This is a genomic window from Acuticoccus sp. I52.16.1 (genome assembly GCF_022865125.1).
In the GTDB taxonomy this organism is placed as follows: domain Bacteria; phylum Pseudomonadota; class Alphaproteobacteria; order Rhizobiales; family Amorphaceae; genus Acuticoccus.
Genome location: NZ_CP094828.1, coordinates 4,722,877 through 4,736,652, shown reverse-complemented (window position 1 = coordinate 4,736,652; position 13,776 = coordinate 4,722,877). Strand labels below are relative to the sequence as shown.

Here is a 13,776-nt window from a genome sequence, read left to right as displayed (position 1 = left end):
CGGCCGCTCTCGGCAAGGCGCCGCGCCAGCAACGCCCGCTGCTCGGGCGACAGACGCGATAGACGGGCCGCGATCTCGCTAATCTCAAGCCACCTCTCGTTCGCCGGAGAGCATGGCGGCGACCACGTCCGCCGGCAGGCTCTCCACCTCGGCCACCAGCGCGGCCAGCTCCTCGTCCGCCATCAGCGCGGCGTCGACCCGCTCGGTGATCTCGTCCACCGTGCCGGTGAAGAGCTGCACCATGGTCAAGGCGACGCCGAAGCGCACGCGGATGCGGTTGCGCAGCTCGACGGCCATGATCGAATCCATCCCGAACGCCGTCACCGGACGGCGGCGGTGCACCTGATCCGGGTCCAGCTTGAGGACGGCGGCGACCATCTCCGCCACCCGCGCGCCGATCGCCTGCCGCCGCTCCGCCTCGGGAAGGAGCACCAGCTCCAGGACCCCGCCGTCGCCGCCTGCGCCGCCCGCCGCCGGGCCGTCCGCCCCCGTCGCCGCCCCAGTCGCCGCCCCCGCGGCGAGCGTGCGGGTGAGCACGGAGGCCGCCGCGCGCGACCAATCGGCCTTGACGACCACCGACTGCGTCCACCCCGCTGCGAGCTGCCGGCCGAGCGCCTCCATGCCCTCTTCCGGCAGGATGTCGCCCACGCCGGCGATCGCCGCGTGGTCCTTCAGCGCGCGCCTGGCATAGAGGCCGACCTCGCCCCACGGACCCCAGTTGACCACGCTGGCCGGAAGTCCCGCGGCACGGCGGGCGAAGGCGAGGCCGTCCTCGAAGGCGTTAGCCGCGGCGTAATTGGCCTGGCCGATCTGGCCCAGGATCGACGTCGCCGACGCGTAGACGACGAAATGGTCGAGCGGCAGGACACGGCTCGCCCGGTCGAGCGCCAGCGTCCCGTCGACCTTGGGGCGCATCACCGTATCGAAGTCGCCCGGTGCGAGGTTGGCGAGGAGCTTGTCGTCGATGCCGCCGGCGGCGTGGACGATACCGCGGATCGGCGGGCGCAGCTCGGCCTCCCAGCGCGCCAGGAGCGCCCCGAGGGCCGCTTCGTCGGCGATGTCCATCGCCTCGACGTGCACGGATTTGCCGGCCCCCTCCAGCGCCCGCACCGCGGCGACGCGCTCCGCCTCCGGCGTGGCCGGGGCGAGCCTCGCCCACGTGCGGCGCGGCGGCAGCGGAGTGCGGTTCAGCATCAGGAAATGCTGCGCGCCGTTCTGCGCCATCCACCGCGCGGTGACGAGGCCGAGGCCGGTCAGCCCGCCGGTGACGAGGTAGGTCGCGTCGGGCCGGAAGGGCACCGCGGCGCGGCCGGGCGCGTGGAGCCGCTCCAGCCGGGCCGCGTGGCGCACGCCGCCGCGCAGCGCCACCTGCGGCGCCTCGACCGGGGCGACGATCTCCTCGACCAGCGCAGCGACGTCGCCCGCCGGCGCGGCGGGATCGAGGTCGACGAGGCCTCCCATCAGCTCGGGATGCTCGATGCCGAGGATGCGGGCGAGGCCCCACAGCGGGGCCTGGACGAGCGCCGGCGCTTCGTGCGCGGCGAGACTCTGCGCGCCGCGGGTGACGAGCCAGACCGGCGCGCGCCGGCCGATCATCGCCTGAACCTCGGCCAGCAGCGCCCCGCAGGCGCCCCGCACGGCAGCCGGCGTCGCCTCCGCCGCCGCCGCGAGATGGACGAGGCCGGCCTCCGGCGCCGCAACGAGGTGGCGGACCACCGCCTCCACCTGCTGCGGCCCGTGCGCCACACGCACGGCCCGCGCGCCGCGGGCGGCGAGCGCGGCGGCGAGGTGGTGGCCGGTGCCTTCGTTGTCGTCCGCGATCACAAAGCTCGCGACGGCGCCGGGGACGCCCTGCGCGGCCGGCTCGCGCGGCTCCGGCACCCAGGCGAGGCGGTAGCTCGCGCTCGCCATCGCCTCGGCACCGGGGGCGGCGATCTCGTCGAACCGGGTCAGCACCAGACCCGTCACCCGTGCGACGGGTGCGCCGGCGGGGTCGGTCAGGACGAGGTCGGCGGTGAGGCTGTCGGCCCCGTCCCTGGCGCCGGCGACGACGCGGGCGTGGCTCACCACCCCCTCACCCGCGCCGCCGACGACCTCGACCCGGCCGACTGCGGACGGCAGATAGGCGGTCGACGCGCCGGCACCGGAGAGGATCGCCGCGACGGACTGGAACGCGGCGTCGAGTGCGGCCGGGTGCAGCGCGTAGGACCGCGCATCCAGCGGCGCGGCGATCCGCGCCTCGGCCGTTTCCGCGCCGACCGTCAGCCGGCCGATCCCTTGGAAGGCCGGCCCGTAGACGAGACCGCGGCGGGCGAATTCCGCGTAGAACCCCGCCACGTCGATCTCGCGCCCGCCGCCGGCCGCGGCCGAGGGCCCGGACGCCGACGGCACCGCCGGGGGGGCGACGGCCGCGTTCCCGTCTGCCACGATCTGCCGCGCCGCGGCCGCGGCCGCCGGTGGGTGTGAGGCCGCAGCGCGCGAGGGGGCGCGGGCAACGGTGGCGCTCGCGTGCAACGTCCAGGTGGCGTCGGCAGCGTCCGCCGGACGGGCATGGATGGTGACGCGCGCCGCCTCGGCGCCGGTGGGTGTCAGCGTCGTCTGCACGGCCGTCGCGCCGCCGCCGCCCAGCAGCATCATGCGCTCGAAGGAGGCCTGCGTCACCGCGACGGCCTCCCAGCCGAACGCCGCACGCGCGGCGGCGGTCGCCATCTCGATGGCCGCGGCGGCCGGCAGCACCGGCATCTCGCCCACGCGGTGATCGGCGAGCCAGGTCAGCCGCCCCGGATCGAGTGACCCGGTGAAGACGTGCGCGCCGCCATGCGCCAGCGCCACATGCCGGCCGAGCAGCGGGTGGACATCCGCCCGGCCGCCGTCGCCGTGGTAGAGCTCGGGCGTCCCCAGCGCGTCGACCCAGTGGTGCCGGCGCTGCCAAGGGTAGACGGGGAGGTCCGCCAATTGCGCATCCGGCGCCACCTGGCGCGACCAGTCGACCGGCGCTCCGGCCACATGGAGCGCGCCGAGCGCGGCGGCCATCGCCGTCGGCCCGTCGGTTCCTCTGGTGAGCGAACGGACGACGACCGGCGCGCTCTGCGGATCCTCGAAGCACTGGCGCAGCGCCCCGCTGACGACCGGATGCGGGCTGACCTCGACGAACACGGTGGTGCCCCGCGCGGCAAGCCCCGCCACCGCCTCGGCGACGCGGAAGGGCTTCCTCAGATTGCCGCCCCAGTAGGCCGGGCCGAGCGCCTCGCCGGGGTGCGGCGCGGCCGTCACGGTGGAGACGAAGGGGACGCGCGCCCGGTGCGGGACGATGCCGCGCAGCTCCGCCTCCAGCTGCGGCACGAGGTCGTCCATCACCGGACTATGCGCCGGCACCTCGATGGTCTCGAGCAGGCGGCAGAAGGTGCCCTCGCCCTCCAGCTCGCGGAACAGCGCCTCCAGCGCGGGAGTTTCGCCGGCAATCACAGTGGAGTTGAAGCTCGTCATCCCGGCGACGTCCAGCCGGCCTTCGTACGGCGCCAGGGCCGCGCGCGCCGCCGCTTCGCCGAGGCCGACGACGGCGGTCGCACCCGCACCGGAGCGGGTCTTCAACAGGCGGCTGCGCGTGGTGACGACGCGAACCGCGTCTTCCGCGCAAAGCGCACCGCAGGCGTGGGCGGCGGCGACCTCGCCCATGCTCTGCCCCACGACCTCCGCCGGCTCCACGCCCCACGCCCGCCACAGCGCCACCAGCGCCGTCTGCACCGCGAAGATCAGCGGCTGGACGACGTCGATCGCGTGCCGTCGGGGCCGGTCCTCGGTGTCGGCGAGCGCCTCCAGCAGCGACCACCCGGCATAGCGCAGGAAATGCGGCTCCAGTCCCTCCAGCGCGGCGCGGAAGGCCGGTTCGCGCGCCATCAGGTCCGCCCCCATACCCACCCACTCCGACCCCTGGCCGGAGAAGACGAAGGCGATGCGGACCTCCTCGGCGGCCATCGCCCGTCCGAGCGCGGTCGCCTCGGCGGCGCTCTCGTCCTCCCCGGCGCCGACGGCCGCGAGGAGCCGCGAGCGCATCTCCCCCGCGACGCGCCCGGCCACGACCAGGCGGTGGTCGAGGTGCGAGCGGCGCAGCGCGGCGGTGTAGGCGACGTCGGCGAGCGGCGGTGCGTCCTCGGTGCTAAGGCGGGCGGCCAGGCGGCGCGCCATGTCCGCCAGCGCCTCCGGCGAGGCGGCCGAGAGCGGCACCAGGTGGACGCGGTCCGGCGCCTCGGGCCGGGCGGGCACGGCGCGCACCCCATGCGCCGGCGCTTCCTCCAGGACGACGTGCGCGTTGGTGCCGCCGAAGGAGAATCCGCTGACGCCGGCGATCACCGGTTCGTCCGCCACCGGGAACGCGCCCGGCGCCCGGTGCACCTCCACCGGGAAGGGTGCCGCGGCGATCGCCGGATTGAGGGTCTCGATGTGGAGATTGGGCGGGATTGTGCGCCGCGACATCGCGAGCGCCGTCTTGATGACGCCGGCGACCCCGGCCGCCGATTCGGTGTGGCCGATGTTGCTCTTCACCGAGCCGTAGACCACCGGCCGCCCCGCCGGCCGCCCCTCGCCCAGAACTTCCGACAGCGCTTGGATCTCGATCGCGTCGCCGACCGTGGTGCCGGTGCCGTGCGCCTCGATATATTGCACCATCCCCGGCGCGATGCCGGCGTTGGCGTAGGCCTCGCGCAGCAGGGCCACCTGCGCGCGGCCGTTGGGCGAGGCGATGCCGTTGGAGCGCCCGTCGTGGTTCACGGTGCTGCCGCGGATGACGGCATGGATGCGGTCCCCGTCGGCGATCGCCCGGTCGAGCAGCTTCAGGACGATGACCCCGGCGCCCTCCGAGCGGACCATCCCCGCGGCGTCGGCGTCGAACGTGCGGCAGCGGGCGTAGGGTGCCAGCGCCCCCATGCGCGAGAAGGAGATGTCGGGGCTCGGCAACAGGTTGGCCGCCACCCCGCCCGCCAGCGCCAGCGCCGATTCGCCCGCCCGCAGCGAGTGGCACGCGAGGTGGATCGCCACCAGCGATCCGGCGCACGCGGTGTCGAGCGACACGCTCGGGCCCTTGAGGTCGAGCACGTAGGACAGGCGGTTGGCGATGATGGCGTTGGCCGTCCCGGTCCCGGTCGCGGCGGAGATCCACGTCGGATCCGAGGTGACGAGGTGGTGGTAGTCGTTGGTGAGGACGCCCATGAAGACGCCGGTACGCGAGCGCGCCAGCGACGACGGCGCGATGCCGGCATTCTCCAGCGCCTCCCACGCCGTCTCCAGGACGAGGCGCTGGCGCGGGTCGATGAACGTCGCCTCTCGCGGGCTGATGCCCCAGAAGGCGGCGTCGAACTTGTCGAGGTCGGGGACGTAGCCGCCTTCGCGCGCCACGGTCTTGCCCGGCGCGTCCGGGTCGGGGCTGTAGAAGGCGTCGATGTTCCAGCGGTCGGCGGGGGGTGGGCCCATCGGGTCCGCACCGCTGACCAGCAGTTCCCAAAACCCCTCGAGATCCGCCGCGCCGGGGAAGCGGCACCCCATGCCGACGATGGCGACGGGGGCGCGACCGGCCCCCTCGAGGCGCTTCACTTCGGCCTTGAGGTCGCGGATCGCCTGGAGCGCGCGCTCCGAGAGCGAGGCGGGGCTGCTGCCTTGCGGAGGAGCGGTGGCGGTCACGTCGGCCTCAGATGTGTCAAGGTCGCAAGTTCCTCGAGGAGGGCCGCATCGGTCGCGCTCACCGCCTCGGCCGGACCCAGCGGGGGCATGGGCGCAGCGTCGGCGGCAGGCCGGGGCGCCGCACCGAACGTCAGCACGTCCTCCAGGAGATGGCGCGTGATGGCGTCGACCGTTGGATGGTCGAACGTCAGTGTCAACCCCAGGGAAACGCCGAGGCCGGCCTCCAGCGCGGCCTGCAACTCGATCCCCATCATCGAATCGAACCCCAGCGTCGCCAGCTCCTGGCGCGGGTCGACCGCCTCGGGCACCACCTCGAGCTCCCGCGCGACGACGCGGCGGACGTGGCCGCGCAGTACCCGCCCCCGCTCGCGCGGATCGAGCGGCTGCAGCTCGGCCAGCAGCGGCGGCGCGGCATCCGGCGCCACGGACGTAGAAGTGGACGTGGGTGCGGCGCCCGGGGGCGGCACGAGGTCGGCCAGCAGCGGCGGCGGCGGGGTGGGGCCCGCCTCGGCGAAGGCCGGCCAGTCGACCGCCAGCACCACCACCTCGGGTTCGGCGCGCAGCACCATCTCGTCCAGCATCGCGGCGGCGTCGTCCGGGTGGATCGCGGCGATCGCGTCGCCCAGCTTCACGCCCGAGCGCGCGGCCATGCCGATCTCGCCCCACGGCCCCCAGTCGAGCGCGAGGGTGCGATGGCCGGCGGCAGTGCGGGCGGCGGCGAAGGCGGCCAGCGCGGCGTTGGCGGCGGCATAGTTGGCCTGACCGGGGTTGCCGAGCACGGCGGCGGCGGAGCCGTAGAGCAGCATGAAGTCGAGCGGGTGCGTCCGGGTGAGCGCGGCCAGCAGCTCTGCGCCGGCGAGCTTGGGGCGCATCGCGGCGGCGAGCGTCGCCGCGTCCTGACGAACGAGCGCCGCGTCGCCCAGCACGCCCGCGGCGTGGACCACGCCGGCCAGCGGCCGTCCCGCCGCCTCCAGCCGCGCCAGCAGGCCGGACATTTCCGCCGCGTCGGTCACGTCGGCGCCGGCGCCCCACACCTCGGTGCCGCCCGCCCGCAATGCGGCGATCGCCTCCTGGGCGGCGGCGTCCGGCGCGGAACGGCCGAGGAGGACCACCGTCTCCCCCCCGCGTGCGGCCAGCCACGCGGCCGCATGCAGCCCCAGACCGCCGAGACCGCCGGTCACGAGATAGGACGCGCCCGGCCGCAGCAGCGCACGCGCGTCCTGGTCGATCACGATCTTGCCCACGTGGCGTGCCCGCGCCATGTGGGCGAAGGCCTGCGTGACGGCGCCGATGGGGAAGGCTTCGAGCGGCAGCGGCGCCAGCGTGCCGTCCTCGATCCGCGCCACCATCTCGCCCATCATCGCGGCGACGAGCCCCCGGTCCGCCTTCACGTCCCACAAATCGAACGCGGTGAAGCGGATGCCCCGCGGCAGGCCGGCGATGCGCGCGTCCGGCCACGGCTCCGTCTTGCCGATCTCGATGAAGTGCCCCCCGTCGGCGAGGCAGGCGATGCTGGCGGTGACGATCTCCCCGGCGAGGCTGTTGAGGACGACGTCGACCCCCTCCCCGCCGGTCGCCGCGAGGATCGCCTCGCCGAAGGTGTCGTCCCGCGAATTGTAGACGTGGCCGACACCCTGCCGGCGCAGCACCTCCCACTTGGCGGGGCTGGCGGTGGCGAAGACCTCCGCGCCGGCCCGGCGCGCCACCTGGATCGCCGCCTGCCCGACGCCGCCCGCCGCCGCATGGACGAGGACGCGCTGGCCGGGCGCGAGGCGGGCCAGCACGTCGAGCGCGTAGTGGGCGGTGATGAAGGCGAGCGGCAAGGTCGCCGCCTCGCGGAAGGACAGCGCTGCGGGCTTGGGCGCGACGAACTCGCGCCGGACCACGACACGGCCGGAGAGCGTGCCGACGGGCAGCCCCGCGACCACCGCGTCGCCCGGTGCCAGCCCGTCGACGCCCGCCCCCACTTCGGCGACGATGCCCGCGCACTCGAGGCCGTAGGGCATCCGCGCCGCCGACTCGGGTAGGCGGCCGAGATGGTGCAGCACGTCGCGAAAGTTGAGCCCGCTGGCGACGACGTCGATGGCGACCTCGCCCGGCCCCGGGGCGGACGTGTCGGCCGCCGGCAGCCGCACCGCGACCTCCCCGGCCGCTACGCCGCTCCGGGCCGCGGCGAGACGGTGGACCTGCACCCCCCCGTCGGCGCCGAGGCGGATCTCCTCGTTGCGCGCCGCCGCCGCCAGTGCCGCGACGATGCGGGCGGCGTCGGGCTGGCCGGCGATGCCCGGGCCGGCGATGTCCTGGGCGACGAGGTTCTGCCCGGCGAGGTTCTGCCCGGCGAGTGCCGGGGAGACGAGGTCCGGGGTGACCAGGTCGAGGACGACGATATCGAGCGCGGGCAATTCGCGGCGGGCGACGCGGGCGAGCCCCCACAGCGCTGCGCCGGCGACATCCATGTCCGCGCGCGGCGACTGCGCGTCGGCGGTGACGATGGCGACCCGCTCCGGCACGGAGCCCCGCCGCGCGGCCGTCTTCAACGCATCGAGGACGCCGGCCGCGCGGGTGACGCCGTCCGCCTCGCGCTGGGTGGCGACGATGACGACGCGCTGCGCCGATGCCGCGTCGGCCGGCGGCGCTCCGGCCGTGGAGACGTGCCGGCGCAGCATCTCGGCGACCGGCCCCTCGCCGAGGACGGCCCACGAGCCGGACGGAGGCGGCGCAGGTGCGGGCTCGCGCGTGACCCAGTCGAGCACGTAGGCGGCGGGGGCCTTCCCGGCCTGCCGGGCGCCGAGGGCGACGGCCCGCAGCGTCAACGCTTCGACGTGGCCGAGGACGGTGCCGGCCGCGTCGGTGAGGTGGATCGTGGCGACCGCTTCGCGCGGCGACAGTGCGGTGAGACCGACGTGGGCGGTCAGCTCCGCCGGCAGCGGCTCGGGACAGGCGTAGGCGGCGAGGCCGACCGGGAGCCACCCCCGCCCAGCCCCCAGCCGCGGCAGCAGCGGGTCGACCGCGACGAACGCCGCGTCGAGCAGCGCCGGATGCACGCGGAAGCCGAGCCCCATGTGCGAAGCGGCCGCCGGAAGCGCGATCCGCGCCGCCGCCCGGCGCCCCGCGACGCGGACCTCCACCAGGCCACGAAACGGCGCCCCGTGCGAGACGCCCGCCGCCGCCAACGCCGAATAGACCGCATCTCCCGTCACGGGCTCGTCAGCGGCCACGGCGGAGCCGGCGTCGGCGGGGCCTGGGCCCGGGCCGGGCAGCGGTGGCGGCTCGGATCGTGGGCCGAAGCGACCGGTGGCATGGAGCCTCCAGCCGTCACCGTCTTTGGCGTAGAGCTCGAAGCCGGCGTCCGGGGCGATCACGGTCTGGAGGGCGAGGTCCGGACCGGCGGGAACGGGTTCGCGCAGGCGCAGGTCCAGCAGCGCCTCGCCGACCCCGGCGGCACGGCCGGCGCCGGCGAGGATATCGCAGATCGCCGCCCCCGCCACCGTGGGCCGGCCGCGGACGGTGTGCGCGGCGAGGAGCGCGCCGTCCGCCGCCGACAGGTGGGTGCGGACATAGCGGCTGCTCGCCGCCGCGACATCGACCACTTCCTCACGCACGGCGGGCACGGACGCGACCGTGCGTCCGCGCGGCAGGCCGCAGGGGATGCGCTCGAACGGGTAGGTCGGCAGCGCGACGCGGCAGCCGCGCCGCAGAACCGACGCCCAGTCGATCGCGGCGCCAGCGCGGTAGAGCGCGGCGAGCCTCGCGACCACGGCCTCGCCCGAGCCTTCGCCACCGGGAACGATGAGCGTCTCCGGGACGAGCCGGGTTGCCGCCTCGCCGAAGGGCAGCGCCTGCGCAAACGGCATCGCGGTCGGCGCCGACGCCGGGTCGCCCGGCGATGCGGCGGCATGATCGGCCCAGAAATAGGGGCTGGCGAGTTCACCGGTGACGGCCCGGCCCAGGAATCCCGAGACGACCGCGAGCGACGGCCGCGCCAGCCGCCCCCGGCGCGCCGCCTCGGCGAAGCGGGGGCGGAGCGCGGCGCCCTCGGCCGGCGCCTCCCCCGGAGCCGGACGCGCGGCGAGGAGCGCCACCATCGCCGCGAGGTCCATCGCACCGGCGACGACGGCCGCGGCATATTCTCCGAGGCCGACGCCGATCAGCACCGCCGGTGCCACCCCCGCCCGCATCCAGTAGCGCGCCCAGGCGACGGCGAGGCAGACCTGTGCCACCGCGCCGTCTTCCACGCGTTCCAGCGGCCGGCCGAGGACGGGGACGAGCCCGGCGTCGATCTCGCCGAGGATCGTTGCGCCGAGCGGTTCGGCGGCGAGCACCGCGGCGGCGGCGGCCCGGTCGTCCCAGCCGGCGAAGACGAAGGCGGCGGCGGGCTGCGTCCGCGGCGCCTCGAGGATCCGCGGGCCGGCGGCGAGCGCGGCGGCCAGCTCGGCGTTGCTGCGGGCGGTGACGGCGAGGCGCACCGGGTGATGGCTGCGCCCGGCGCCCGCGCTCCAGGCGATATCGGCCAGCTCCGGCGCTCCCGGCCGCGCCAGCATCGCGCGATAGGCCGCGACGAGCCGCGTCACGCCCGCCGTGCTGCGGGCCGACAGGACGACCGGATGCGGCCGGCCCACCGCGTCGGCCCCGCCCGCGAAGCCCGGTGCGGTCAGGTCCGCCGTCTCCCGGTCCGCCGTCTGCTGGTCCGTCGTCGCCGGGTCCGCCGTCGCCGGCGGCGGGGACGGTGCGGCGGCCGCGCCAGCGCCGATGCCGTGCCGCGCCTGGGGCCGGGAGCGCGCGGTCGCGGGCTGACTGCCGGGGGCCTCAGCCGTCGCAGGGGGCGCCTCCAGCACCATGTGGACGTTGGTGCCGCTCATGCCGAAGGCGCTGACGGCGGCGAGCGGCGGACGTCCCGCGCGCCCCTCCAGCGGGGTCGGCGTGTCGACGATGCGGACCGGTACGCGGTCCCAGGCGACGTGCGGGTTGGGCGCGCCGATGCGGATGTTCGGCGGCACCGCGCCGTGCGCCAGCGCCAGCGCCAGCTTGGCGAAACCCGCGACCCCCGCCGCCGCCTCCAGGTGGCCGATGTTGGATTTCACCGTGCCCACCTTGAGCGGCACCGAGCGGCCCTCGCCCAATGCCGCCGCCAGCGCGCGGATCTCGATGGGATCGCCCAGCGCCGTCCCGGTCCCGTGCGCCTCCACATAGTCGATCTCGCCGGGGGCGACGCCGGCGTCGGTAAGGGCGGCACGGATGACCGCCTCCTGCGCGGCGGGGTTGGGGGCGGAGAGGCCGTTGGACCGTCCGTCGTGGTTCACCGCCGAGCCGCGCACCAGGGCGATGATGCGGTCGCCGTCGGCGCGCGCGTCGGAAAGGCGCTTCAGCACCACGACGCCGGCGCCCTCGCCGCGCACGTAGCCGTCCGCCGCGGCCGCGAACGCATGGCACGCGCCGCTGGGCGAGAGTGCCCGCAGCTGGCACAGGCTCACCGTCACCTCCGGCGACAGCGCCAGGTTGACGCCGCCCGCCAGCGCCGCCTCGCACTCCCCCGCCCACAGCGCGCGACAGGCGAGATGGATCGCCAGCAGCGCCGAGGAGCAGGCGGTGTCCACCGTCATCGCCGGGCCGTGCAGATCGAAGTGGTAAGCGATACGGCCGGCCAACAGCCCGCGCAGCACACTGAGGCTGGTGTGACCGTCGATCGCGTCGACATCGCGGTCGTAGAGGCGGGACTGGGCGTAGTCGTCGGAAAAGGCGCCGACGAAGGTGCCCACGTCGCGCCCGGCGATCGCGGCAGGGGCGATGGCGGCGTTCTCCAGCGCCTCCCACGCGACCTCCAGCAGGAGGCGCTGCTGCGGGTCGCTGGCGGCCGCGTCCCGCCGGCCGATCCCGAAGAGGTCGGCGTCGAAGGCGTCGACCTCGCCCAGTGCGCCGAGGTGGCGGGTGTAGAGCTTGCCCGGACGGCCCGGCTGGGGGTCGTAGAGCGCGCCGAGGTCGCCCCGCCCTTGCGGGTCCGGGGCGATGCCGTCGCCCCCCGCCATCAGGAAGCGCCAGTAGGCGTCCGCACCCTCGGTCGCACTGCCGGCCGGGCCGCCCGCCGGGAAGCGGCAGCCGATGCCAACGACCGCGATCGGCTCTCGGCTCGTGGCCTCGACGCCGTACGGCGACGGCGGGCGATCGGCGCTCGGCATGTCGCGGGACCCTCGTTCGTTCGGGCGCAACGGAAGCGTGCTCTAGCTCTGATTACGCCGCTCGGCGATCGCCGAGGCAAGTGTGTTGAGCGACGGATATTGCCACACCAAAGTCGGGTCGAGGTCGAGTTGCAGCGAGGCGCCCAAGTCCCGCGCCAACGCTACGCCCAGGATCGAATCGACCCCGTACTCCACGAACGGCCGCTCCGGATCGAGCGCGGCGGCCTCGATGTCGAGCCGCTCGGCGAGCCAGCCGCTGACAAAGTCCGCCACGCTCAGCTCCGCCGCCGTCCCGTCGCGCGCCGCAGCCGCCGCCGCCGCCTCCGCGCGCAGCACCCGCTTGAGGACCTTTCCGGTGGGGCTCTTGGGAAGCTCCGCGGCGAACTCGACCAGGCTCGGCACCTTGAAGGGCGCCAGCCGCCGGCGGCAGATCTCCATGACGGCGTCCGCGCCGATGTCCGCCCCGGGCCGGCGCACCACGCGCGCCCTCACCTCCTCGCCGAGATAGGGCTCCGCCGCGCCGTAGACCGCGACCTCGGCCACGCCCGAATGCTCGTAGACGACATTCTCCACCTCGGCCGGGTAGACGTTTTCGCCGCCGACGATGATCATGTCCTTCACCCGGTCCTCCACGGTGAAGAAGCCGTCGGCGTCCATGCGGCCGATGTCGCCGGAGTGCAGCCAGCCGTCCCGGATGGCGGCCGCGGTCTCCTGCGGCCGGTTCCAGTATCCGAGCATCACGTTGGGCCCGCGGATCACGATCTCGCCCACCGAACCGGCGCCCAGCGGCGCGCCGCTTTCAGGGTCGACGATGCGCATCTCCACCTCGTCGATCGGCACGCCGACGGTGCCGGGACGCGGCCCGTCGAGGTGGTTGTAGCTGGCGAAGGGGGAACTCTCGCTGAGGCCGTAACCCTGGTGGATCGGGGCGCCGAACCGGGCCAGCCAACGGTCCTCCAGCGCACGCGGCAGCGCGGCGGCGGCGCAGAACCAGTAGCGCACCGAAGCCAGATGCTCCGGCTCCAGCCGATCGTAAAGGGCGAGGAAGGTGGACGGGACGCCGAAGACCATCGTCACCCGTTCCTCGCTCAGCGCCGCCAGCACCGCGTCCGGCGCGAAGCGGCGTTGCAGCACCAGGCTCGCTCCGGCGGCGACCGCGGCGTGCATGATCGCGTTCTGACCGAAGCAGTGGTGCAGCGGCAGGAACAACAGCAGCCGGTCCTGCGCCCCGACCCCCATGTAGCGCACCTTGGACCGGGCCACGAAGTCGACATTGCGGTGCGAGAGGACGACGCCCTTGGGCACGCCCGTGGTCCCCGAGGAGTAGACGATGGCGGCCGGCGCCTCCGGGGCGACGGGGACGGGCGCGGCCAGCGGCACGGCGGACGCCATCGGCGCGTCGAGGCCGTCCGGACCCGCGTCGTCCACCAGCACGAGGCGCACCGCCTCTCCCAAGGCGCCGGCGAGGCGCCCGCCCTGCTCGGCGGTGGTGAGAACCACCTTGGCGCCGCTGTCGCGCATGACGTGAAGCGCTTCGTCGAGGCTGGACGCGGCGCCGATCGACACCGCGATCCCGCCCAGCGCCAACGTGCCGTAGTAGCCGACCATGAAGTGTGGGCAGTTGGGCAAGAAAAGCGCGACACGATCGCCCTGTCCGACGCCACATTCGCGCAACAGACCAGCCATTGCCACCGCCTGTCGAAGAAGATCGTGATAAGTGATCCGCGCGCCATCAAAAAGAACGGCCGGTCGGTCCGGCAGGCCGGCGCCGACATCGAACAACGCTGTTGCCGCATTCATACGTCGCACCGCCCGTCACGTTTGTAGATTTATTGAAAACGCAAGTCTTCGAAGTGCGTTCTTCTTTTTCAACGGCATCGATGATTAATGCTACTAATCGCCCCAACTCAAGTCAATCTGCCATCGCCGC

At 74.9% G+C, this 13,776-nt stretch carries 3 protein-coding genes; all 3 read right to left on the bottom strand.

What is annotated here, in order from left to right:
- Positions 1 to 84 precede the first annotated feature (84 nt).
- The 3 genes from MRB58_RS21270 to MRB58_RS21260 are packed head-to-tail and all read right to left on the bottom strand — an operon-like array spanning position 85 to position 13,646.
- Entirely contained in the window at positions 85 to 5,673 is a 5,589-nt protein-coding gene (locus tag MRB58_RS21270) for a type I polyketide synthase (protein ID WP_244779083.1), read from the bottom strand.
- Positions 5,670 to 11,846: an SDR family NAD(P)-dependent oxidoreductase gene (locus tag MRB58_RS21265; RefSeq protein ID WP_244779082.1), complete on the bottom strand. Its 6,177-nt coding sequence runs from the start codon at positions 11,844 to 11,846 to the stop codon at positions 5,670 to 5,672. The genes MRB58_RS21270 and MRB58_RS21265 overlap by 4 nt, the downstream gene beginning before the upstream one ends.
- A 42-nt stretch (positions 11,847 to 11,888) precedes the next feature.
- Complete coding sequence (locus MRB58_RS21260) at positions 11,889 to 13,646, bottom strand: AMP-binding protein (RefSeq protein ID WP_244779081.1); 1,758 nt, start codon at positions 13,644 to 13,646, stop codon at positions 11,889 to 11,891.
- Positions 13,647 to 13,776 lie beyond the last annotated feature (130 nt).

Coding starts and splice junctions, on each gene's coding strand:
- MRB58_RS21265 (WP_244779082.1), bottom strand. CDS start 11,846: ATGCCGAGCGCCGATCGCCCGCCGTCGCCGTACGGCGTCGAGGCCACG.
- MRB58_RS21260 (WP_244779081.1), bottom strand. CDS start 13,646: ATGAATGCGGCAACAGCGTTGTTCGATGTCGGCGCCGGCCTGCCGGAC.